Origin of the sequence: Nostoc sp. CmiVER01, assembly GCF_034531135.2 — a bacterium.
Taxonomy (GTDB): domain Bacteria; phylum Cyanobacteriota; class Cyanobacteriia; order Cyanobacteriales; family Nostocaceae; genus Nostoc.
The window spans coordinates 192,682-215,238 of record NZ_JAVRBU020000001.1; the positions used below are offsets into that span (position 1 = coordinate 192,682).

Below are 22,557 nucleotides of genomic sequence, written 5' to 3' on the forward strand. Positions count from 1 at the left end.
ACCCCCCATATCATCTATTAATCACTTGGCAAATACTGGATTGGGTTTTGGACAAACGGTAAAAATTGGGTTGGCTTTCACGGAACGCCTAATCCTGATTCAGTTGGTAAGGCTGCCTCACACGGCTGTATTCGGATGTACAACAACGATGTGAAAGAATTATTCGCTCAGGTAAGTCTGGGAACACCAGTTATTGTCGTGCGATAGCTGATACTAAATGTGAAACATAAAACACGTATAAATCTTAGATTAACGCAAACCTAAAATTTCGGAAATCGCCGCTACAATATCCAAATAGAAGTTGCCTTTCACTGCCCGAAATAATTCAAATTTAGAGTCAGGGGCACCAAAAAAGGGTCTGAGAAACCATCCTAACTGCATACCAACAAAGGCATAAAGCAATAACCAGGATCTTAAAATAGTGGTGCGGGTTTTTTTACCAATTTCATCTTGTTGAGAAAGTAATTGCATTCCTTCATAAAGGAACTTAACTCCAAAGATGCCTGTAATACCAAAAATTAATACATTTAACAGCTTAAAAAATTGATAAGAATCAGGTGTGGTAATCAGAAAAAATAGCGTGACTGGTGCCAAGCTGAATAAAAGTACACTAATCACTGATACCGATGTGAGCAACACAACGAAATGCTGTTGAATACTGCTCCGTGAACCAAACAAAACGTTAAAAAAGAACAAAGTTGGAAAACAAATGATCAGTGTTAATAGATAAAATGCTGGAAGCTTGATAGCACCAGATAATGCCTGTGCCCAACTGTTAGATGCACCAATAATTGCGCCATATATTGCAAAGAAAATGGAACTAGATACAAACAGAGAACTGATTTTATTTTGTAATCGAACTCCTTGACGAATTTCTTCTAGAAATGCCTGGCGATCGCGCAATAAATTAACCAAAACTCCAAATTGTTGAATTCCAAACTTTTCGTTTTTCCGCATGTTTTTAAATCTTTTATATTTTATATAATTACTAATGCCTGATTAACGGATTCCTAAGAGATAGCTAATAGCTTGAATCACACTCAAATAGAAATTACCTTCTCTTTCGCGGAATAGTTGAAAAGCAGAATCAGGCGTACCAAAAAACGGTCTGAGAGTCCATCCTAACTGACTACCTACGAAAGCGTAAAGAAATAGCCAAAATTGTAAAATCTTCTGGCGTGTCTTACTACCTTCATTATCTTGTTCTAAAACTAAACTTGTGGCCTGATATAAAGACGAAATACCAATGAATCCTGTTAATGCAAATATGAATACATTTAACAGAATTAAAAATTGGTAGTTATTGGTAGTAATCAAGAAAAACAGTGTGATTGGCGCAAAGCTAAATAAAAGTACACTCGTAACTGAAACAGCAGTCAAGACTAATGCTAAATGCTGTCCAAATGTGCGCTTTGAACCAAAAACAATGTTAGCAAAATACAACGTTGGAATACAAATTAGCAGTGTGATTAAATAAAGTGCTGGAAGTTTAATAGCGGAAGACAAAGCTTGCATCCAACTATGGTATGCACCAATGATTCCGCCATAAGCAGCGAGAAATAAAGAACTGCAAACTAGTAAAGAAATAATTTTATTTGGTAATCTCGTACCTTGGCGAACTTCCTCTAGAAATCCTTGGCGATCGCGCAGGAATCCAATCAGCACCGCAAAGTATTTGATTCCTACAGATTTCCGTTCAATCATGTTATCCTCACACAGCTAAAATTCTAAGTTTCATCTTCCTTGATCACCGCCAGAACCATACTTCCAGGCATCAATCAAACGATGCCAATAATATTGTTGTTCTTTTGGTTGATTTTTAATCCATGTTTCTAACATTGGACTTAGCCAAAACAAAGTAGTGTATACACCTAAATTACTGTAATGTAACATCCAATCTAACAAACTGGCAAAACCTACTTGCGGAATTATTTTCGCAACTAATACAGGATGATCTAAACCAGTTTTTAGCAGTGTTTTTGTTAGTGCCGAAAACTGCACTATATCCTGTAAAAATGGTTTTAGCACCGGTGTACCTAACTGCTGCATTTCTTGAAATACCGCAGAGAGGAGTTGGTTGATTTGATCTGGGGCAATTTTCTGATTTACACCAACACTCATCGCCCTTTGAAACAACCAGGTAACAGTCAAACTTGGTTGATAAGGTTGCAGTAGTGTTAACGCTTTTGCAGATAATTGTTCTGTTTCCAGTGCTTCGTAAATGCCAAACGTTAAACGCTTCAAATGACGCACCATTGCCCCAAAACCACCAAAACTTAAGGGAGATTGACTACCACTGCTATCTCCGGCTGGTAGAATGCGACTCCAAGAGGTTTTGATGGGGCTTTGGCGATAGGTGGGAAAGAAACCAAATAGCGATCGCAGAAATTTCAGTTTGCTTAATTCCATTCCCTGATATTCTGGTAATAGACGCAGATATTCCTCAAATAGAGCTTCTAAACTTAAACGTTGGGGATCTGCATCCATATAAGTAAATAAGTAAGTTGTTCTGCCATCTCTAGCTGGAAAAGCTTCCCAGAAGTACTGACATTGATTTTGCAAAGGTGTAAATGATAATAACAAGTCGCCTGAGTTATTTTCCGCAAAACCTTGGGCACAACTTCCTACAACTAAGCACAGTGCGTCTGGTTTTTTGCCTTGACGTGCTTGTTGGCTGATGGGTGAAATATGTCCCATTGCGTCGATTAATAACCGAGTTTTGAATTGGTTATTTACCATCACCCCATCTGGATGAACTACCGCTTCAGTAAAGGGTGTATTTTCTAATAACTTTCCACCTGCGGCGAGAAATCGAGTTTTCAAGGTAGCTAGTAGGTAAACTGGATCTACACCGATATTCAAAACATCTTCTACCCAAACTTCTGTACCGCCAGCAAAACTAACTCGTGCTGGGTTATATTGAGTTGCGATCGCACTTTCTAATTCTTCCTCAGTCAGCAAGTTTAATTCCACAAACACATCTAATTCTTTGCGAGAAATATTCCACTCTTGTTCCCTCCCCCGCAAGATTCCCCGTTCCAGTAACGCTACCCGCAGTCCCTTTACCGCCAAGGCGCAACCAATTAAAATGCCCAAAGTACCACCGCAGATAAGCACATCGAAGTCTACAGCGCCTAAAGGCTGTTGATTTTCTTTAACTAACGTTGGTACTGGTGCGGAGTTTTGGCGCAGAGATGTTAGGATGCGATCGCTTTGGCGCAATCCTGCTAAAGCATCGCCGGGTAATTGGGAAAGAATTTCTTCAGTTAAAGACATTTTGGAAAAATTCAACTCTACATTCCAAAACTACCTGAGAATGAAGAAAGTAGATACGATACAGCATTTTGCATTTGAATGAAGTACATCTTTTACCCCCCTTAATCCCCCCTTGTAAAGGGGGGAAATTCCCAATCTAGTTCCCTACCCTTTCCAAGGGGAGGGTTAGGGTGGGGTATTTTTGTACTTCATTAACTTGCAATCTGTTGTATATTTATGGAGAGCTACGAGCATGGTCAACAATAAGAATCAAATACTACCATTAACCTCAGAGGTTGATAGAGAAGAGTTAGAAGGCGTTGTACAGGTGTTAGCAAACGTAACTAAGTTCCCTGCTGAAGTGGTTAAGCCACGTTTAGATGCATTGCTTGAGCAGTTGATCAAATCAAAACAGGAGCAACCATTTTACAAAACTGCAACGGCTTTTGAGTGGATAATAGCTTTTTGGGAATGAGCAGAGAGCCATAGGAGAGATACGCCCTTATTATCAGAGTATGCTTTAAGTCGGGCAGGAATATACGATGATGAGGAATCGGAAGATATTTAAGTGACTTATCTTGTCGATACCAACTTATTGCTACTAAGCTTTTATTAGGATAAAAATACGATGGATAGTATAAAAATCCGGTCGCATGTGGGTAAAGATGGTATTTTACATTTAGATATCCCAGTAGAAATGCCAGATACAGAAATTGAAGTTACGGTAACAATTCAAAGAGTTACACCACAACAACGGGGCTGGATACCTGGGTTTTTTGAAGAGGTAATTGGTGGTTGGGTAGGAAAACCGCTAGAACGGGCAGAACAGGGAGAATACGAAACTAGGGAGCCGCTATTTTGATTTATCTGCTCGATTCTAATGTCTGTATGCGTTTAATAAATAATAGTAGTCCTGCGGTAACAACTAGACTGGCATCCCAACAACCGGAAGATATTTTAGTTTCTAGAATAACCCAATTAGAACTGTACTATGGTGCTTACCGTAGTGCCCAACAGGAGAGAAATTTAGAAATATTGCAATTAGCTGCTTCAACTAGGGAAGCGATCGCAGGTAAGCTGTTCTATATTTAAGTTGCATAATTATGGCGGGCAAGATGCCCACCCCACAAGACTTATGTTTAATTCAGTTATGCAAATTAGATGTTTTTCAGCTTAAGCCTGTAAATATCCCTTTCAACATGGTAATTGTTTCGGGAATAATGGAAGTGCGATCTTTCAGGCAGCAGCAGAGCAACGCTTACGCCCATTAATTTTCAAGCGTCGGGACAGATGGAGTAAATCAGTTCACTTTTTTCCAAGTCCCAACAATTACTGTACCTGGATTGGTTTGCAAAAGCAAGATTTCCTTGCCACCATCAACAATAGTACCGGAAGCACTACTGCCATCTGTATATCTTATCTGCACCGTGCAATTTTGTTTAACACTATAGGTTCCTGAGTATGTTGCGTTTAGAGATATGGTACCGTCAAGGCTACTAGACTGTGTTGCTTGAAAATTTCCCCTTCCATTAAACTGGACTAAAGCAACTCCAGCTATAGGCGTTGCTAAGATCGTCCCAGTGAATTGAGTTCCATAGCTACCTGTTATGGTTGCATTATTACAAGAAGGCGTAGCTTGGGCGTTCACCTTTTGAGAGATAGCATCTGAAATGGTCAACGCTGACACACTACCAATTATTAATGTCGTAAAAAAGCCCTGGATTTTAAAGTTCATCAGATTCATGGAATCAAGACACCTTTGCATTAAATATTGACATAGGTCTTACGCACTGTACAAATTAATCATGGTATGAATTTACCAAAATAGGTTATTTCAAGCCTTGATTAATTATTCTTGGATAGTAAATAAACGCGTGTTGTAGGGGTTTATCAATGCTAAACCCTACGACAGATATGGTTTTTAAAACCATCTATATTTATTTTGTATTTCTGTCAATGCGTAAGTCCTGTGACACTAGAAGATTACTATTAAATGACTTAACTTGTAAATACCACGAGAAAGTAAAAATACAATTTTTTCCACCTTTGAGGTTAGCGTTAGTGAAGTTTGCCCCTCGGATGTGGGCAATAATTAGTCAAATAAAAAGACCTCTAAGAGGTTTTACTACATAAAATCTGTCCCTCTTATACCAATTCACGAAAATTCTGATACAAATGATTTATCTTTAAATTCTTTCCCCCTGCTCCCTGCCCCCTGCCCCCCTGCTGCCTATTTGTATCAATTTTAAAGTGAAACGGTATTACGCGTCGCAGAGGGACAGAGTTGAACTTTAGTCCAAATCAAAGCAGGGAGAGGTTCGTCTAACTCACGCAAAATTATCCTAAACCAAATAATTTTGCGATCGCAGGCAATAATTTATTACTCGCTTCAACCAGTGAAGCAAAAGCAGGTAAGCCTGTAAATATCCCTTTCAACATAGTAATTGCTGTTTTTGCAGTCTTCTGCTTAGTCGATTCTTGGGGATTTTTCCCCGCTTCAGCCAAAGTTTTCACCTGTTCTAGGGCTTCGGCTTTCTCTTCTTCTGGTAAATATGTGGATTGGATGATTGCATCTTGCAACTGCGACAATAATTCTTTAATTCCTGGTTTCTCGGCATCGGTTGCATCAGGTAACTGATTCAGGGCAATACTCACGTTACCGCTAATGGTTCCTAGATTAGCAATAGAATTATTGCCAGCGATACCGCTAACATTACTACTACCTTCAATATTGATGCCGCTAATATCTGACATATTTGTATTTCCTTGTGTATAAAATTTCGGCTGCTTGAGAGCAGTATCTACCATATTTTCTAAACTAATAATGCGCTTATCTTTTTCTACCAGCAATAATTGCTGACTCTGCGATAAAGCTTTGAGTTGATTATAGTCATCAAAATACTCGGCACTCAGTTGAGATTTATCGCTAAGAGCGGCGGTTTTGGCTCTGAGCAAGATTTTATCATCGCCGCGTTTCTCCATTGCCACGATTTCTAACTCGGCTTCGGGATGGTTTTCGGCAAGGTTTTTGAAGGCTATGGCAACAGCGCGGGGGTCAACACCTTGATTATGGTAAAGGTCGAGAGTATCAAAAATTGGTTTGATAAAATCGGCAAAGTCACCGTCTGCAAATACCTCTTGTTTATTATCAGGTTTGCGGAGCGGGTCGGGGTCTTCTTTGGTGGGTAAGCGCATAAAGACATATTCACACCTTACCCCATGCAATTTAGTTGTATTTGTAATGCCCCAATCTTCAATGTACGCGCCTGTGAGGGTTGCACCTGTAAAATCTGTGCCGTCTAGTTGCGTTTGCTTCAGTTTTGCTCTTGACAAATCGGCATCTTGCAAATTGGCTTCACTGAGATCGACACCAATAAAGCTGGCATCTGCTAAATTTGCTGATTGTAAGTTGATACCCCGCAGGTTTTCACGGTAAAAATTCTTATCCTGTCCCTGTCCTGTAACCAGCAGTTGACGTACTTGTGAGTTTTGCAGATAAGTTGAGCCAGGACGAACACGGTCAAGCATTTTGGCTTGATGCCAACGGCTACAGATAAGAATAGTGTTTCGCAAATCTGTACTTTTGAGTGTGGCTTGAGTGAAATCAGCATTGGTTAAGTTAGCACCACGAAAACTTGTACCTCCTGTTGCAGCAAAGGCGATCGCGATATTACGAACTAAAGAGTGTTTTTGATCTCCTTTTATGGCTCGCCAGCTGATGTAGATACTAAGGAACGCTCCGGCTACGGCTCCGGCTACGGCTCCGGCTCCGGCTACGGCTCCGGCTCCAGCTATGGCTCCGGATAAGGCTACGGCTCCAGCTAAGGCTCCGGCTACGGCTACGGCTCCAGCTACGGCTCCGACTCCGGTTAAGGCTCCGGCTACGGCCAAGGCTCCGGCTACGGCTAAGGCTCCGGCTACGGCTAAGGCTCCGTCTACGGCTAAGGTTCCGGCTACGGTAAAGGCTCCGGCTAAGGCTACGGCCAAGGCTCCCGCTCCTAAACCAGTTGCTATTCCTTGGCGAGTTGTGACGAAGAAAAAGGCAATTAATACGATTAGGGCAGCCCAGCCGCTAATCTGCTCCTTTAAGCTGGAAGTATCAAATATTAGTGACACCAAAGAACCGTTGATAGCCCATAAAAATCCTGACAGTCCCGACAATAAGAATGAGATAATAACTAAACCAATTGTCCAACGTCGTTGCAGTCCAGCTTTGGCATGACTGAAGTTTGCCCCTGTCAGGTTGGCTTTGGTGAAGTTTGCCCCTCGAATGTCGGCATAGCTAAACTTTGCACCCGCAAGGTCTTGTTCCTTGAAGTTGCGTCCTCGAAGATTTTGACCGGAGAAGTCTAAAGCCATGTTGCACTTTACGGAGGTGAGCAAATTTTACTACACGCTCACCCCTGTAAATTCAGGAATGGTTAGATATATTTGTTAGTTGAGCTTAAAAGGTGCAATTTCGAGGATAAAAGGTGCAACTTTGAGCTTCAAAAGGTCAACGTCGAGGATAAAAGGTGCAACTTCGAGCCTCAGAAGGTCATCGTTGAGCCTCAAAAGGTCAACGTCGAGCCTCAGAAGGTCAACATTGAGGTTCTAAAGCTGATTGTTGTACAGCCAATAGGGTTTGGTTATCTCAAAAAATAAAATTTACAGGTGCGATTTCGGTGATTTTAGCGATCGCCTACTTTATCCTAGTTCAACTGCTAGACTACCACCACATGAAACCTACCCCGATCATTTGATGATATACCAAATACCGTTATTGCTTTGACGTAAAATCTGGTATTTTTGCTCAACAAATTCCAGCAGCTTAGGAAAATTTTCTTTGATTATCTTCTGTGGTTCATAATCAATGAAGATATAAGGAGGCTTTGATGAATCTAACTGCTCTACAAGTGTTAACCATTGCTCAGGTAGAAAATATTCAAGTGCCCAACCACGTAGTATTGTCGCTTGAGTCCGACCAGAAAAGTAGTAAATAGCTGGATCGCCAGCTACATAAATCTCACCAGCAACACTTCCTGGTTGAGATATAAAGTTAGCCTCTGAATGAAGAGATGGATATTTTTTTCTAAACACAGTCTGATATTTCAATCGTGTATCTTCAGTTAAAGCGAAATTATTATTAACCAGAGTTACACTCTTTTTTATAAGAGTGGAGGACAAAGGTAAAAACAATAAAAATATGAGCAGAATTGTTGGGAATGGGGAATTTAATTCTTTTAAATAGCCCCATAATATATCTAATCCTTTTGTTGCTAAAATACCTATGGGTACAAACAATAGTAAAAAATGGTATTCCCATAATGCTTTATATTGTAGAGCAATAACACTCAAACCAAAAATGCACCAAGCAACAAGTAACCAAGTTAATATATTCTTAGACTTACGCAATGAAGTATCCATTGCAACAATAGCCATTAAACCTAAAGGATAAAAATTCTGTAAGAACCATTTTACTCCCGAAATAAAATCCTTTTTATTTAATGCAGAATTAGCAATAATAAGAGGCGGATATATAAAAAAGGTCTGATACAGGATTGAAAAACTATTAAACCAGGCAAAGTAGCTGGCAACCACTAAAAGAGGGAATATAACCCCTAAAAATATTGGTAAACAAACTTCAACAAATATTTTTTGAATTTTCTGCTGTTTTATTAGTACAGAATACATTAATATAGTTAGCCAAAACGAAAGTAATATCAGCAAAAATATTAATTTAAATAAGAGGACAATTCCACCAATAAAACCTGACAGTAAAAGCAGGATAAATCTTTGTTTCCCTTTGCTTTGAAAAGATTGAAAAGTTAGCCAAAGACAAAGGAATAAAGGAAAACCAACCAGTGCTTCCACTTGAGTAAGATGCCAAGCACCTGAAACAATGTAGTAAACACCAACCGTTAACAAAGGTACTAGGCTTGCGATTATCTGATGCCGAAAATAGCTTTTTAGAGTCAGCAGTAATATTATGGAAAAAAATACCATGTAAATAAGTTCAAAGGCATGGATGCCAATCTCATTAAAACCAAACAAAGTTCCTGCCAAAAAATAAAAGCAGAAAATTCCTGGTTGCTTTACATCCCAAAAATCACGATAGAGTAGCTTTCCTTGTTGCATCTCTAAAGCACCTAACCTAAAAAATGCTTGATCTCCATCAAAGGGAAAAGGTAAATGTACAAGACCAATTATGACAATAAAAATTACAACTAAAAAGTCAATTTTATTTAATTTAGTAAGACTAATCATGACACTTGTAATTTAAATATAAGTGACTATCCCGCATTAATAAATATCCTAGCAAGATAATAGTAATTATGTAGCTTATTTATCACTGATAATGTTTAGATAATGTTTATAAACTATAAAGAAACTGTAATAGGGAATAGCTATAGCCTCTTGATACTTAACTTTAATCTTAATTTTGTTTTGCTCTACCAAATTTTTTATAGTTTGCAAATGCTTGCGGTGTAAGCAAAACTCCATATTTATATCTCGTTTTAATAAGCAGGTAGGCACGGAAAAACTAAACTATGTAAAGATAAATAACTTGAATGCATTACTAACGGAACGTCTAAACCGTTGCCTCGATAAACTGCAAGTATGTCTCAAGTATTAATGTAGATATAGATACAGCACAATAACTTGCATTAAAGGAAATACTGATGGAGCGTTCAAAATTAGTTGCCATTATTACAGGCGCGATTTCGATCATTTTAGCGATCGCCTACCTCATCTTAGTCCAACTCCTCGACTACCGGGATATGAAACCCGCCCCCATCAGCCAATCTGGCCAAGCACCTGCGATTATTTCTGTTTTTTGGCAGGTTGACAAAACTACCGAGGCATGAGTCACATTTAGCTGAATTGTAGAGACGCAAAGGACTTGCGTCTTTTATCATTTATGTCAATAAGTAAAAACTCATGATGAATAGATAAAAAACAATAGCTATTATTCATTACTCAAATAGTTTTATATATAAGATTTATTTAGAGGATTTATCTCAAATTTGTTTAGATAAAGTAATACCATTTTGACAAAGATAACGGTAAGCTGTTTTTAAGAACATTAAATAAAGATAAATTTGTCTGATCTGCGTAGGCGTAGCCTATCGTAGACATCGCTAGGTTAACGGGGATCAACGCGAGTTGACTCAAACCCCAAATTTTTGATGACAATATAGAGGTAAGTTAATGGCTCAGTTTCTACTAGAGACTGTTTGGCTAGTTCCGTGCTATGCCTTAATAGGTGGTTTGTTAGCTGTACCTTGGTCGCCAGGGATCATTCGGAAAACGGGGCCAAGACCGGCAGGTTATGTAAATTTGGTAATGACATTTTTGGCATTTGTACATAGTGCGATCGCCTTACAAGCAACTTGGAATCATCCAGCCCAAGAAGTATTTATTCCTTGGTTATCTACAGCTGGTTTAAACCTCACCATTGCTTTAGACATATCCTCGGTGAGTGTCAGTGCTTTAGTTGTGATTACTGGCTTGAATTTGCTGGCGCAGATTTATGCCATCGGCTACATGGAAATGGATTGGGGTTGGGGACGCTTCTATTCATTATTAGGATTATTTGAAGCGGGACTATGCGCCCTTGCTCTATGTAATAACTTGTTCTTCAGCTATGTAATTTTGGAAGTCTTGACACTGGGAACCTACCTACTAGTCGGCTTATGGTTTAGCCAGCCGTTAGTAGTCTCAGGTGCGAGAGATGCTTTCTTAACTAAACGGGTGGGAGACTTATTCTTACTAATGGGCGTGTTGGCATTATGGCCCTTAGCCGGCACTTGGAGTTATCCAGAATTAGCCAAGTGGGCGGCTACTGCTAACGTCAACCCGACAACAATGACACTGGTAGGTTTAGCCTTAATTGCCGGGCCAATGGGTAAATGTGCCCAGTTCCCCCTGCATTTGTGGTTGGATGAAGCGATGGAAGGCCCTGTTCCCAGTACGATTTTGCGGAACTCGGTAGTAGTAGCTAGTGGTGCATGGGTACTGATTAAATTGCAACCTGTGTTAACTATCTCGCCTATAGTTTCCTCAGCTATGGTAGCCATTGGGGTAGTGACAGCGTTGGGTGCTTCTTTAATTGCGATCGCTCAAATTGATATTAAGCGCTGTCAATCCTATTCTGTCAGTGCCTACATGGGTTTAGTATTCATCGCCGTAGGAACGCAACAATACGAAACGGCGCTATTGTTAGTACTCACCCATGCTATATCCGCAGCCCTTTTGGTAATGAGTACTGGCGGAATTATCTGGAATAGCATTACCCAAGACGTAACCCAATTAGGCGGATTGTGGACACGTCGCCCGATTTCAGCAATAGCTTTTATCGTCGGGACATTGGGATTAATTGGTTTTCCACCCTTGGGTAGCTTTTGGGCGTTGGTAAAACTAGCAGATGGCTTGTGGGAAACACAACCTTGGTTAGTAGGTGTAGTGATAGCGGTAAATGCTTTAACAGCCGTGAGTTTAACCAGAGAATTCGGTTTAATCTTTGGCGGTAAACCTACACAAATGAGTCAGCGATCGCCTGAAGCCCACTGGCCTATGGTTCTGCCAATGGTGATTTTACTTGGTGTTAGTCTACATCTTCCTTTAGTGTTGCAAAGCTTATCACTTTTACCCGATTGGGCAACTCTCAATAAAGATGTCGCACTGCTTTTAATTTGGTCGAGTATTTTCGGTTGCACTATCACTGGCGTGATTTATTTAGGCAATATTCCTAAACCGATTCGCCTTCCTTGGCAAGGTTTACAAGATTTAATCGCATACGACTTTTACACCCCCAAACTCTATAAAATGACCATAATTTTTGGAGTTGCCAAAATTTCCCAACTTGCCGATATGATTGACCGCTTTGTAGTCGATGGCATTGTTAATTTCATTGGTTTATTTTCGCTACTAGGTGGTGAAGGTCTTAAATACAGCACCTCTGGTCAAACCCAGTTTTATGCGTTGACCGTTCTTTTAGGAGTAGGTGCTTTAGGAATGTGGGTAACTTGGTCATTTTGGAGAGTGCAGTTTTTAAATTTGATTTTTCAAATCTTGACACTTGGTTAGTTAAGCACCCCTTTCTTACAAACAGATAGTTTAATATTTTGACAATTTGGACAAGAATTTTATGAGCAGACAACATCCTCAAATGAATCTTTCTAGAAGAACTTTATTCAAGTTTAGTGCAGGCGCGATCGGTACAGGTGTATTGACAGCCGGACTTAGCTCAAACTTACTTGCAGCCGAAAAAAAAGCCCCAGTAGAAGATGATATTACCCCTGACAAGGCATTGCAAGAATTATTAGAAGGTAATAGAAGATTTGTTGCAGCAAAACGGCGCAATCCTAACCAAACTCAATCACGTTTAGTCGAAGTTGCCAAAGGTCAAAAGCCCTTTGCTTCCATTCTAGGTTGTGCAGATTCACGGGTTCCTTCAGAGATTGTTTTTGATCAAGGACTTGGAGATTTATTTGTCTGCCGTATAGCTGGTAACATTGCCACAACACAGCAAATTGGTAGTTTAGAATTTGGCAGCTTAGTATTAGGTACTAAAGTCATAATGGTAGTGGGGCATGAAAGATGTGGTGCAGTAGATGCCGCTCTTAAAGGTGCTGAAGTCCCAGGACGAATTGGAAGTTTGCTTGAGGCAATTAAACCAAGCGTAGAAAGTTCAAAAGGAAAAGCAGGAGATAAGTTAGAAAACGCTTGTAAAGCAAACATCTTAGCACAAATTGAAAAATTGAAATCATCGTCAGTTTTATCTGAGTTAATCAAGGCAGAAAAGCTGAAAATAGTTGGTGGTTATTACGATTTAGATACTGGCAAAATCAGTATAGTTAGTTAAATTTTTTCAATCTCGTTTCCAGGTTCCACCTGGAAATGTACTTCGTTGCTATGCAACCGCAAATTCAGAGACATTTATAACAATTATCAATTTTTTCAAATCCCCAATTGCCATGTTAAGTGTTTTGATTTGGCTTCCAATTTTCGCTGCTATTGTTATAGCAATATTACCTGAAAGTTTCCCTAAACATCGTATTCGTTTAACAGCATTAATTTTTTCTGGGATAGTTCTTTTCTGGAACCTTTTTATCCTGCTAAAATTTGATATCAGCAATCCAGGGATGCAATTTAAAGAGTATTTACCCTGGAACGAAACCCTTGGCTTGAGCTATCAAATAGGTGTTGATGGGCTTTCTATATTAATGTTGGTGTTAAATAGCTTGCTCACCTGGATTTCCATTTACAGTAGTAGTAAGGAAACTGAACGCCCCCGGCTGTTTTACTCCATGATTTTATTAGTTAGTGGAGGAGTTGCAGGCGCTTTTCTAGCAGAGAATTTGCTACTATTCTTCTTATTCTACGAACTAGAATTAATCCCCTTCTACTTACTAATTTCCATTTGGGGAGGGGAAAAACGGGGTTATGCTGGAATTAAATTCCTGATTTATACTGCTGTCTCAGGAGCATTAATTCTGGCAACATTCTTGGGTATGGTATGGCTGAGTGGTTCTACCAATTTTGCTTTTGATGCAGTCTCAACAGAAAACCTGTCAACGGCAAAACAAATCCTTTTACTAGCAGGGATAGTATTAGGTTTTGGTATTAAAATTCCCTTAGTTCCCTTCCATACTTGGCTACCGGATGCTTATGTTGAAGCTTCAGCACCAATTGCAATTCTTCTCGGTGGTGTGTTAGCAAAACTGGGAACTTATGGACTGTTGCGATTTGGATTGGGTATGTTTCCCCATGCTTGGAGTATTATTGCACCGACTTTAGCAATTTGGGGGGCAGTCAGCGCTATCTATGGAGCAGTAATTGCGATCGCTCAAACAGATATCAAGCGCATGGTAGCATACAGTTCCGTCGGTCACATGGGCTATATTTTGTTAGCTGGTGCTGCTAGTACTCCCTTAGCACTCGTTGGTGCAGTCGCCCAAATGTTTAGCCACGGTATCATCTTGGCGATTCTCTTCCATCTGGTGGGAGTTGTAGAAGCCAAAGTTGGTACGCGCGAGTTAGATAAACTCAATGGTTTAATGAGTCCCATACGCGGTTTACCCCTAATTAGCGCCTTACTAGTTTTAAGTGGGATGGCTAGCGCAGGTATTCCCGGTTTAACAGGATTTATCGCGGAATTTATTGTCTTTCAAGGTAGTTTCTCTGCCTTCCCCATTCCGACGATTTTGTGTATAGTGGCTAGTGGATTAACCGCAGTTTATTTTCTCATCCTCCTCAACCGCACTTGTTTTGGTAGACTCGATAACTTCGCCTACTATCCTAAAGTTCTTTGGTCTGAGAAAATACCAGCTTTAATTTTGGCAGCTTTTATCATCTTTTTGGGAGTACAGCCCACCTGGTTAGTGCGTTGGAGTGAATCCACAACTACAACAATGGTCGCTGCAATTCCCGCTTTAGAAAAAACTGTAATCTCTGAAGTCGCGTTGAAATAAGTTACAGTTTCTTCCCCATTCCCCATTCCCCATTTTTATTACCATGACAGCAATTAAAACAGCAATTAAATTACCTCCTTCCAAGCACGAATTTGCCGATGTAATTCATCGCTTAGAAGCAGGCGGTGCAATGTTACCTGATACTCCAGAAAATTTGATGCAAATTATCGGTTTATATAAAGCTTATGCTGTGCCGATGGATTTTTACTGGCGCGACCTACTTTATATTGCCGAACGTGAATTTTTAAACCCGCTTCCCTTCTTTAAATACTTCTTACCCAAAGAGTATTTAGAACTGCATAATCATTATGCTGGCGATGATGCCGATTTGCGAATTTGGCGCGGCGAAGCTACTGCACATCCAGAACTTTTGGCATTTATCGAAAAAGGTGAAACCTTCAAAATGCCGAAACTCTTCCATCACTTGTTCCACGATCGCATTAACATGGAATTTGCCGAAGCTTGTATGCGGGCGATGTTATGGCATAGAGGGATGGGTGGACAATTTGACCCTTACCTAGATTCAGACGAATACAAAGCCAACGCTGACAGGGCAATTAAAGCTTACTTCCAAGGGAACCCTGTAATGCTGGGACTTTACAAGCTGTTCCCAGATATGTTTTTGGAACAGTGTCGCCAGATGTCATACTACGCTAACCTGGGCTTATTCTGGGAAATCATGGCTCCGGTATTCTTTGAAATGTCCGACCGTTATGACGAAGGTACTATTACCAGCGTCCCAGAGGCGATGAGCTTCATAGTTAATGGTATATTTGCGATCGCAGGTCGTCCCATTTACCATCACGTTTATATTCGTGGCGAATGCTACGAAATAGTCCCTAAATCCAAGGGTTTCATGTGGCTATATGAAGCAGCATTACCCTATGTAGAAGCCGTTTTCTACCGCACCGCACCCTTCCGAGGGACAAAATCTTATAATGCTCAAGCGCGTCAAGTACCGGCAGACCAGAAAGACTTTCACTTTGGTATTCTTTACGCTGATGTATTTCCAGTGGGTACTGCTGGCATTCCTCCCACATTATTAATGCAAGATATGTTGCATTTTTTACCCCCATATCTTCTTGATTACTACAGCCAATATTGCCGGGGCGAAGAAGATATGTTAATTCAGTTGGGAGTTAGTTTTCAACGGTCAATGTACTGTGTAACTTCTGCGGTAATTCAAGCCTTGCGAACTGCTCTTTTATATCCATTAGATGACCCAAATCCCAAGCATTTACAAGCCAATCGTGATTTTTTTGAGATGCAGATAAATCGCTTTACTCGAACCGACTACAATATTCGTGATGCTGCTCGTTTGCGGAGTATTCAAAAGCAAGATTATAGATAAGAGAACACCTAAGAAGATGTTTGAAAAGGGTCGCCTTGAGCCTCAAGTGCGACTCAGGGGTGCAAACTCAAATGCCAAAATTGAAGAAGGCAGGAAGCAGAGGGCAATACAGTTCAGTTAAGGAAATTTATCTGTTAAGGCAGGCAGGGGGAGCAGGGGAGGCAGGGGAAGCAGGGGGAGAAAAAAAGGCTTAACTGAACCGTATTGGGGCAGAAGGAACAGTTGCAAAACCTTAAGGAGCTTGCGAAAGCTTTTGGCTACAAAGGAGATATAAACTTTCATTACATCCAAAACCAATAAAGAGTGGGTATTAGCTTTTTTAAATTTTTTGTAAAAAGTCCAATATCAACGAACAGCTTTCAGAATATCGTAAAGTAGTTTGTAGCGATTAAAACCTGCTTCATATAAAAGATTTGCCTGTGGCTGTACTACATTACTATCCTGCGGTAAAATTTTGAGTGCAGTTTCTAAATTGGGGTAAACACCAATCCCCACCATTGCCAAAATAGCTGCCCCGTAAGCAGCTCCTTCTTCGGCTTTGGGAGCTATGAGTTTTGTTTGCAAAATATCTGCTAAAATTTGTAACCAAATGTGAGAGCGTGCGCCTCCACCTGTTGCTAAAAGTTGAGCGAGGGGAGCGATCGCACTAATTACCTCCAATGCTGATCGCAAGCTAAATGCAACCCCCTCCAGCACAGCACGAGTTATATCTGCTTGTGTATGAGCTAATGACAAATTCACGAAAGCGCCACGAGTATCTGGATCGAGATGGGGACTTCGTTCTCCTGTAAGGTGGGGTAAAAATAGAACACCACGCGCACCAGGCTGCGATCGCTCTGCCATATCCATCAAATCAGTGTAGGATATCTGCGGGGCAAATGTATCTCGATACCAACGTAGAGAACCACCTGCTGCTAGCGTCACTCCTAGCAGATGATAGCCACCATCCACATGGCAGAACAAATGTACCCGACCTTCGGGATCGGGAATTGGGCGATGTCTACGACGGGCTACGCCTACGCACGGTGCAAAGATCACTCCCGATGTGCCAATGCTCAAACTACCCCGGCTCAGGTTGCTTGATGAGATGCCCAAACCGATAGCTGCTGCGGCATTATCACCTCCACCTGCGACTATGGGTAATCCGGCTGGTAATCCTACGCGGGCGGCTATTTCTGGTTTGAGTCGTCCTGCGATCGCAGTAGATTCGATTACCGGAGGAAACAACGCTGGATTAATATTAAGAGTATGGAGAATATTTGTATCCCATTGTCGATTTGCCAGATTTAGACAGCCGACACCAGAGGCATCAGATGGTTCTGTCACTGCTTCGCCCGTTAGCACATATCCCAGATAATCTTTTGGTAAAAGAATCTGCCACAACCGAGTGTATGCTTGTGGTTCTTCAGTCCGCAACCATAGAAGCTTCGGCAGTTGAAACCCTGTAGTTGCCAGATTTCCAGTGCGCTGGATCAACTCCTGTCGGGGAATAGCGGCTTCAATCTCAGCAACAGCTTTACCTGTGCGCTGATCGTTCCATAAAATTGCCGGTCTAATCGCTTTGCCATCCGCATCAAGAGCAACCATACCATGCATTTGTCCAGACAAACCGAGGGCAATTGCCCGATGTCCGTTTAGCTGTTGAGTAACATCGAAGAGAGCATCCAAACTGGCTTCGACCCAATCCGATGAGTTTTGTTCCGTCCAACCGGGTTGTGGAGTTAACAAGGGATAGCTTCTGGTTGACTGAGCGATAATTTGCCCTTGCAAATCAACTGCGATCGCTCTTACTCCTCCTGTACCCAAGTCTAAGCCAACTACGATGTCGCTCAATTGCCCCTCCAAATTCTTAATATTCAAAAGGCAGAAATGAAACTTCCGCCTTCAAAGCTCGCAGCTTTCACTCTCCGGTTAAGTTTTGACTAATGTTTCTTTAGCTCCAAACTCATACAACCTGCGTAAATGGTTCGTAACTGCATCAACAAAAAGCGGTGACTGGGACAAATCGCCAAAAATCTCAGTTAAATTAAGCAATGGTTTGGCATCGCTACCACTGGAATGAGCTAGTTGAGTTAGAGTACCTGCTATTGGGTCATCAATGGCAATGGTATTGCCTTGGTCATCGTTTCCATTGAGGTAACGGAACCAAGCAGCAACAGTTAGGCTCATATAATCAATGGCTCCTCCTTGATGCAGCGCGTCACGGATTGAGCCGAGAACAAATTTTGGCATTTTGGCAGAGCTATTCAAGCAAAGACGCGGGAGTTGATCTCGAATCTTGGGATTGGCAAAGCGTTCAATTAAAGTTTTTTTGTAATTATCTAAATCAATCCCTGGTACAGGTTGGAGTGTGGGCGTAACTTCTGCCATCAAATTATCAACGGTTTGCCGAATCAATGGATCTGCCATGACTTCATGAACGTATGTATAACCTGCCAAGGAGCCGAGATAGCCTATTAACAAGTGACTGGCGTTGAGTAGCCGGATTTTCATCATCTCGTATGGATGAACATCCCTAGTCATCTGAACGCCAACGGATTCCCAATCAGGTCTACCTGCGCTGAAATTGTCTTCGACTACCCACTGAAGAAACGGTTCGGCAACAACTGGAAAGGCATCATCGATGTTAAACTGCTCTGCCACCATTTTGATATCTGCTGGGGTTGTGGCGGGGGTAATGCGATCGACCATGCAGTTAGGAAAAGCCACCTGTTCAGCAACCCAATGCCCCAATTCTGGGTTTTGCATTTGGGCAAATGCGGTTAACATTTTGCGGGCAATATTACCGTTACCTTGCAGATTATCGCAGGATAACACGGTAAACGGTGCTATTCCTTGTTGACGGCGGCGATTAAGGGCTGCTGTCAGAAAGCCATATACTCCAATTGGTTCATCAGGATGCTGCAAATCGTACTGGATTGTTGGGTGATTGGTATCGAATTCACCGCTACCTTCAATATAGTAGTAGCCGCCTTCGGTAATGGTGAGGGTAACAATGCGGCATTTGGGATCTGCTAAGATGTCAATCACAGCTTGGCAGTTATCTGGAGCAAACAAATATTTTGTAATTGCTCCAATCACACGAGCGCGATCGCCTGCTGGGGATCTTTCAACTAAGGTATACAAACAATCTTGTGATTTCAGTGCATCCCGCATCCGTTTGTCGAATTCTAGTAGCCCAACCCCGCAGATTCCCCATTCACTATCGGGATTTTGATGAAAGTAATTATCCAGGTATAAAGCCTGATGTGCGCGATGGAACCCACCCACACCGATATGGACAATACCGTTTGTAATTTGATGGCGATCGTAATTGGGTACGCGAACGTTATTGCCTAAATGAGACAGAGATGCTTCATTCAGCTTGATTGCTGAGTCTGTGCTGATATTGCTGTTCATGGGATTCATTCTGGGTTAGGTGGTGACGATGAACTTTAGGGATGGCTTCACCGTCGCGATCGAACAGATGGCAAAGCTCACCATTAATGTAAATCGGAACGTAATCGTGCATGTTGGCTGGATTATCTCCGTCTGTTTGCACAACTATAGTTTCGCCACCCGCAATCTTGATGTAGAGAAAGGTTTCTCCGCCTAATCGCTCTACAACTAATACTTCACCATTCACACTTGGGTTATTGCGATCGAGCCGCAGATGTTCGGGACGAATCCCTAATGTTGCTCTATCCCCAACTGAGAGGGTTTTGGGCTTCACCGGAATCGTTACGCTTGCGTCACCAGGCAGTCTGACTGTTGCCCCAGAGTCATTGACGGCTGAAACTGTCACCGAAATAAAGTTCATTTTTGGCGAACCAATAAATCCGGCGACAAATAGATTGCGGGGATGATGGTAGAGTTCCAGGGGAGAACCCATTTGTTCGATGATGCCGCCCTGTAACACCACAATCTTATCGGCAAGGGTCATTGCCTCAACTTGATCGTGGGTAACATAAATCATCGTGGCTTGCAGGGTGTCATGTAAACTGGCAAGCTCAATCCGCATCTGCACCCGCAATGATGCATCCAGGTTGGACAGTGGCTCATCAAACAAAAATACTTTGGGATTACGCACCAAAGCACGACCGATCGCTACCCGTTGGCGTTGTCCTCCCGATAGTTCTTTGGGCTTCCGGTTCAAGAGTGGCTCCAGTTGCAGGATACGAGCGACTTCACGCGCTCTTTCATAACGCTGGGCTTTCTGCATACCCGCAAGTCGGAGGCTAAAGGCCATATTTTCTGCCACTGTCATGTGGGGATATAAGGCGTAGGTTTGAAACACCATTGCTAAACCGCGTTTATCGGGTGGCACATCATTAACTTTTTGCCCATCAATGAGTAAATCGCCAGAGGAAATTTCTTCTAGTCCAGCAATCATGCGGAGTAAGGTTGATTTTCCACAGCCGGAGGGGCCGACGAAGACAACAAATTCGCGATCGCCCACATCGAGATTAATGCCTTTGATAATCTCTGTGTCGGCGTAGGTTTTATGGATATTTCTTAAAGCAACTGTTGACATAAATTGTTTCCATTAATGGGTTTAAGTTTTTTTATTGTGTCAAAGATTTGAAATAAGAGAACGAACCGCAAAGTACGCAAAGAGCGCAAAGGTAAGAGAGTTGTAAAGGGTTTTTGCGTCAAGACAGTGAATTTTTGAAAAGTTGTGATGTTTTTGAGAAGAAGACAAGATTATCTGGCTTCTACTTCACTGCACCGAAGGTCAGACCCCGGACTAATTGCCGTTGACTCAGCCAGCCGAAGATGAGGATGGGTGCGATCGCTAGTGTTGACGCTGCGGAAAGTTTTGCCCAAAATAATCCTTGAGGGCTGGAAAATGAAGCAATAAAGGCTGTGAGTGGGGCGGCATCTGCCGTTGTCAAGTTCAAGCTCCAAAATGCTTCGTTCCATGACAAAATAATCGAAAGCAAGGCAGTAGATGCAATTCCGGGTACTGCTAATGGCAACAACACATGCACAAGTTCTTGCTGTGTGGTTGCTCCATCCATGCGATCGGCTTCGAGAATTTCTTTGGGAACTTCTTTGAAGAAGCTGTAAATCATCCAGACGACGATTGGCAAATTAATCAGGGTATAAATAATAATCAAACCGATGTGAGTATCCAGTAATCCGGCGTTGCGACACAAAATGTAGATTGGCACTAGCACACCAACAGGTGGCAGCATTTTGGTAGACAGCATCCAGAGTAAAGTGCCCTTGGTGCGTTTCGTTGGGAAAAATGCCATTGCGTAAGCGGCAGGTACGGCAAGCAGTAGTGCGACTATAGTCGATCCAAGGGAAATCGCTACGCTGTTAAACGCATAATTGAAATAATTTGCTCGGTCTTGGATGGCAATATAATTCTCCAATGTCGGGCGGAAAAACAACTGGGGCGGAGTTGAAACTGCTGCTACTTCGGTTTTGAAACTGGTGAGAAACATCCAGAAAATTGGAAAAAACAATATGCAAGCGGCAAGCCAGCCGAGTAATGTCCATAGCCAAATCTTCGAGGTTTTACGTGCCATGTTAAGTATCCAAATTACGAGCAACACTACGCATCAAAAATATTGCCACGATGTTGGCAAGGATTACGGCAATTAATCCACCGGCTGATGCACCGCCGACATCGAATTCCAGCAAGGCTTTTAAGAAGATGTAATAGGCAAGGTTAGTGGTTGCAAGTCCTGGCCCGCCGCCTGTGGTAACAAAGATTTCAGCAAAGATGGTCAGGAAGAAAATTGTCTCAATCATGGCAACCACAGAAATGGCGCGGCTCAGATGCGGTAGCATGACGAAACGAAATAGAGCGATCGCATTTGCGCCATCCATTCGCGCAGCTTCTAACTGATCGCGATCGAGTGACTGAATTGCAGTCAATAAAATCAGCAAAGCAAAGGGCAGCCATTCCCAGGAAACAATAATAATGATGGCAAGTAAGGGAACGCTAGCAAACCAATCAATTGCCCCTAAACCCAAACCTCTAGTAATTTGAGCAAACAGCCCATTCACTGGATGCATCAGCATATTTTTCCAGATTAGGGCGCTAACTGTGGGCATCACGAAAAATGGAGAGATTGCTAGTACCCGCGCCACTCCACGACCATAAAAGTCTTGGTCAAATAGTACTGCTAGTAATGTACCCAGACCAATTGTGATTGCTAAAACGGAAACAACCAAAACTATTGTGATAGCGATCGATGTCCATAAAGCTGAGTCACTGAGGATGAAAGTGAAATTTTCAATGCCGATGAATTTCCGTGCATCTGGATTCAGCAAGTTATAACGCTGAAAGGAAAACCATATAGTCATCACCAGAGGCACAATCATCCACAGCAGTAGGACAACGACTGAAGGCGCAACCAGAGGTAAGGTTGACACTTGCCGCGTAGTCCGTTGTTTGGTTGGTGGTGGTGTTTCGGATTGAGGTTTTACCGCTAATGAAGAAGACATAAGCAATTCGTAATTCGTAATTAAGAAAATCAGGTTAAATCTGGGTTTCTGGGG

19 protein-coding genes and 1 pseudogene are annotated in these 22,557 nt (G+C 41.8%); 9 read left to right on the forward strand and 11 right to left on the reverse strand.

Annotated features, from left to right (window positions below; genetic code table 11):
- Positions 1-24: 24 nt before the first annotated feature.
- Positions 25-207 (forward strand): annotated as a pseudogene (locus tag RMZ43_RS00645) (L,D-transpeptidase); the annotation flags it as partial.
- Positions 208-249: 42 nt separating this feature from the next.
- Here RMZ43_RS00645 and RMZ43_RS00650 read toward each other — a convergent pair.
- The 3 genes from RMZ43_RS00650 to RMZ43_RS00660 are packed head-to-tail and all read right to left on the reverse strand — an operon-like array spanning position 250 to position 3,276.
- On the reverse strand, positions 250-957 hold the full coding sequence (locus RMZ43_RS00650; RefSeq protein ID WP_322653005.1) for an actin-binding WH2 domain-containing protein: 708 nt from the start codon (positions 955-957) through the stop codon (positions 250-252).
- 42 nt (positions 958-999) lie between these two features.
- Complete coding sequence (locus RMZ43_RS00655; RefSeq protein WP_322645688.1) at positions 1,000-1,704, reverse strand: actin-binding WH2 domain-containing protein; 705 nt, start codon at positions 1,702-1,704, stop codon at positions 1,000-1,002.
- A 30-nt stretch (positions 1,705-1,734) separates the two neighbouring features.
- Complete coding sequence (locus RMZ43_RS00660; protein WP_322653006.1) at positions 1,735-3,276, reverse strand: FAD-dependent oxidoreductase; 1,542 nt, start codon at positions 3,274-3,276, stop codon at positions 1,735-1,737.
- 232 nt (positions 3,277-3,508) lie between these two features.
- Between RMZ43_RS00660 and RMZ43_RS00665 the strand changes: the two genes are divergently transcribed.
- The 3 genes from RMZ43_RS00665 to RMZ43_RS00675 all read left to right on the forward strand — a co-directional run bounded on the left by RMZ43_RS00665 (position 3,509) and on the right by RMZ43_RS00675 (position 4,347).
- A complete protein-coding gene (locus RMZ43_RS00665; RefSeq protein ID WP_322645690.1) occupies positions 3,509-3,730 on the forward strand; it encodes a hypothetical protein in 222 nt (73 codons plus the stop codon).
- A gap of 153 nt (positions 3,731-3,883) precedes the next feature.
- Positions 3,884-4,117, forward strand: a complete 234-nt coding sequence (locus tag RMZ43_RS00670; RefSeq protein ID WP_322645691.1) for a hypothetical protein — start codon at positions 3,884-3,886, stop codon at positions 4,115-4,117.
- Complete coding sequence (locus RMZ43_RS00675) at positions 4,114-4,347, forward strand: PIN domain-containing protein (protein ID WP_322645692.1); 234 nt, start codon at positions 4,114-4,116, stop codon at positions 4,345-4,347. Before RMZ43_RS00670 ends, RMZ43_RS00675 begins: the two co-directional genes overlap by 4 nt.
- A 208-nt stretch (positions 4,348-4,555) precedes the next feature.
- On the opposite strand, the gene RMZ43_RS00680 is transcribed toward RMZ43_RS00675, so the two are convergent.
- The 3 genes from RMZ43_RS00680 to RMZ43_RS00690 form a co-directional block, all read right to left on the reverse strand.
- Complete coding sequence (locus RMZ43_RS00680; protein ID WP_322645693.1) at positions 4,556-4,990, reverse strand: hypothetical protein; 435 nt, start codon at positions 4,988-4,990, stop codon at positions 4,556-4,558.
- 602 nt (positions 4,991-5,592) lie between these two features.
- Positions 5,593-7,614 carry a pentapeptide repeat-containing protein gene (locus RMZ43_RS00685; protein WP_428850687.1) on the reverse strand — a complete coding sequence of 674 codons (2,022 nt, stop codon included), beginning with the start codon at positions 7,612-7,614 and terminating at the stop codon, positions 5,593-5,595.
- A 375-nt stretch (positions 7,615-7,989) separates the two neighbouring features.
- Positions 7,990-9,501 (reverse strand): hypothetical protein, encoded by a 1,512-nt coding sequence (locus RMZ43_RS00690; RefSeq protein WP_322653653.1) that lies wholly within the window; start codon positions 9,499-9,501, stop codon positions 7,990-7,992.
- Positions 9,502-9,917: 416 nt separating this feature from the next.
- Between RMZ43_RS00690 and RMZ43_RS00695 the strand changes: the two genes are divergently transcribed.
- From RMZ43_RS00695 to RMZ43_RS00715, 5 genes are all read left to right on the forward strand, one after another.
- A complete protein-coding gene (locus RMZ43_RS00695; RefSeq protein ID WP_322653654.1) occupies positions 9,918-10,103 on the forward strand; it encodes a hypothetical protein in 186 nt (61 codons plus the stop codon).
- Positions 10,104-10,446: 343 nt separating this feature from the next.
- A complete protein-coding gene (locus RMZ43_RS00700) occupies positions 10,447-12,324 on the forward strand; it encodes an NAD(P)H-quinone oxidoreductase subunit F (RefSeq protein ID WP_322653655.1) in 1,878 nt (625 codons plus the stop codon).
- A gap of 61 nt (positions 12,325-12,385) precedes the next feature.
- Positions 12,386-13,102 carry a carbonic anhydrase gene (locus RMZ43_RS00705; RefSeq protein ID WP_322653656.1) on the forward strand — a complete coding sequence of 239 codons (717 nt, stop codon included), beginning with the start codon at positions 12,386-12,388 and terminating at the stop codon, positions 13,100-13,102.
- A gap of 112 nt (positions 13,103-13,214) precedes the next feature.
- A complete protein-coding gene (locus RMZ43_RS00710; RefSeq protein WP_322653657.1) occupies positions 13,215-14,711 on the forward strand; it encodes an NADH-quinone oxidoreductase subunit M in 1,497 nt (498 codons plus the stop codon).
- 43 nt (positions 14,712-14,754) lie between these two features.
- Complete coding sequence (locus RMZ43_RS00715) at positions 14,755-16,062, forward strand: CO2 hydration protein (RefSeq protein ID WP_322645700.1); 1,308 nt, start codon at positions 14,755-14,757, stop codon at positions 16,060-16,062.
- A 345-nt stretch (positions 16,063-16,407) separates the two neighbouring features.
- Here the strand turns inward: RMZ43_RS00715 and xylB are convergent, their stop codons facing one another.
- The 5 genes from xylB to RMZ43_RS00740 all read right to left on the reverse strand — a co-directional run bounded on the left by xylB (position 16,408) and on the right by RMZ43_RS00740 (position 22,503).
- Entirely contained in the window at positions 16,408-17,895 is a 1,488-nt protein-coding gene (gene xylB, locus RMZ43_RS00720; protein ID WP_322653658.1) for a xylulokinase, read from the reverse strand.
- Positions 17,896-17,973: 78 nt separating this feature from the next.
- Positions 17,974-19,461 carry a mannitol dehydrogenase family protein gene (locus RMZ43_RS00725; protein ID WP_322653659.1) on the reverse strand — a complete coding sequence of 496 codons (1,488 nt, stop codon included), beginning with the start codon at positions 19,459-19,461 and terminating at the stop codon, positions 17,974-17,976.
- Positions 19,418-20,575, reverse strand: coding sequence for an ABC transporter ATP-binding protein (locus RMZ43_RS00730; protein ID WP_322653660.1), 1,158 nt, complete (start codon positions 20,573-20,575; stop codon positions 19,418-19,420). The genes RMZ43_RS00725 and RMZ43_RS00730 overlap by 44 nt, the downstream gene beginning before the upstream one ends.
- A gap of 181 nt (positions 20,576-20,756) precedes the next feature.
- Positions 20,757-21,578 carry a carbohydrate ABC transporter permease gene (locus RMZ43_RS00735; protein WP_322645705.1) on the reverse strand — a complete coding sequence of 274 codons (822 nt, stop codon included), beginning with the start codon at positions 21,576-21,578 and terminating at the stop codon, positions 20,757-20,759.
- Position 21,579: 1 nt separating this feature from the next.
- Positions 21,580-22,503 carry a carbohydrate ABC transporter permease gene (locus tag RMZ43_RS00740; protein WP_322645706.1) on the reverse strand — a complete coding sequence of 308 codons (924 nt, stop codon included), beginning with the start codon at positions 22,501-22,503 and terminating at the stop codon, positions 21,580-21,582.
- Between the last annotated feature and the right edge of the window lie 54 nt (positions 22,504-22,557).

Coding starts and splice junctions, on each gene's coding strand:
- RMZ43_RS00730 (WP_322653660.1), bottom strand. CDS start 20,575: ATGTCAACAGTTGCTTTAAGAAATATCCATAAAACCTACGCCGACACA.
- RMZ43_RS00660 (WP_322653006.1), bottom strand. CDS start 3,276: ATGTCTTTAACTGAAGAAATTCTTTCCCAATTACCCGGCGATGCTTTA.
- RMZ43_RS00670 (WP_322645691.1), top strand. CDS start 3,884: ATGGATAGTATAAAAATCCGGTCGCATGTGGGTAAAGATGGTATTTTA.
- RMZ43_RS00680 (WP_322645693.1), bottom strand. CDS start 4,990: ATGAACTTTAAAATCCAGGGCTTTTTTACGACATTAATAATTGGTAGT.
- RMZ43_RS00665 (WP_322645690.1), top strand. CDS start 3,509: ATGGTCAACAATAAGAATCAAATACTACCATTAACCTCAGAGGTTGAT.
- RMZ43_RS00710 (WP_322653657.1), top strand. CDS start 13,215: ATGTTAAGTGTTTTGATTTGGCTTCCAATTTTCGCTGCTATTGTTATA.
- RMZ43_RS00725 (WP_322653659.1), bottom strand. CDS start 19,461: ATGAACAGCAATATCAGCACAGACTCAGCAATCAAGCTGAATGAAGCA.
- RMZ43_RS00740 (WP_322645706.1), bottom strand. CDS start 22,503: ATGTCTTCTTCATTAGCGGTAAAACCTCAATCCGAAACACCACCACCA.
- RMZ43_RS00690 (WP_322653653.1), bottom strand. CDS start 9,501: ATGATTAGTCTTACTAAATTAAATAAAATTGACTTTTTAGTTGTAATT.
- RMZ43_RS00695 (WP_322653654.1), top strand. CDS start 9,918: ATGGAGCGTTCAAAATTAGTTGCCATTATTACAGGCGCGATTTCGATC.
- RMZ43_RS00715 (WP_322645700.1), top strand. CDS start 14,755: ATGACAGCAATTAAAACAGCAATTAAATTACCTCCTTCCAAGCACGAA.
- RMZ43_RS00655 (WP_322645688.1), bottom strand. CDS start 1,704: ATGATTGAACGGAAATCTGTAGGAATCAAATACTTTGCGGTGCTGATT.
- RMZ43_RS00650 (WP_322653005.1), bottom strand. CDS start 957: ATGCGGAAAAACGAAAAGTTTGGAATTCAACAATTTGGAGTTTTGGTT.
- RMZ43_RS00705 (WP_322653656.1), top strand. CDS start 12,386: ATGAGCAGACAACATCCTCAAATGAATCTTTCTAGAAGAACTTTATTC.
- RMZ43_RS00685 (WP_428850687.1), bottom strand. CDS start 7,614: ATGGCTTTAGACTTCTCCGGTCAAAATCTTCGAGGACGCAACTTCAAG.
- RMZ43_RS00735 (WP_322645705.1), bottom strand. CDS start 21,578: ATGGCACGTAAAACCTCGAAGATTTGGCTATGGACATTACTCGGCTGG.
- RMZ43_RS00700 (WP_322653655.1), top strand. CDS start 10,447: ATGGCTCAGTTTCTACTAGAGACTGTTTGGCTAGTTCCGTGCTATGCC.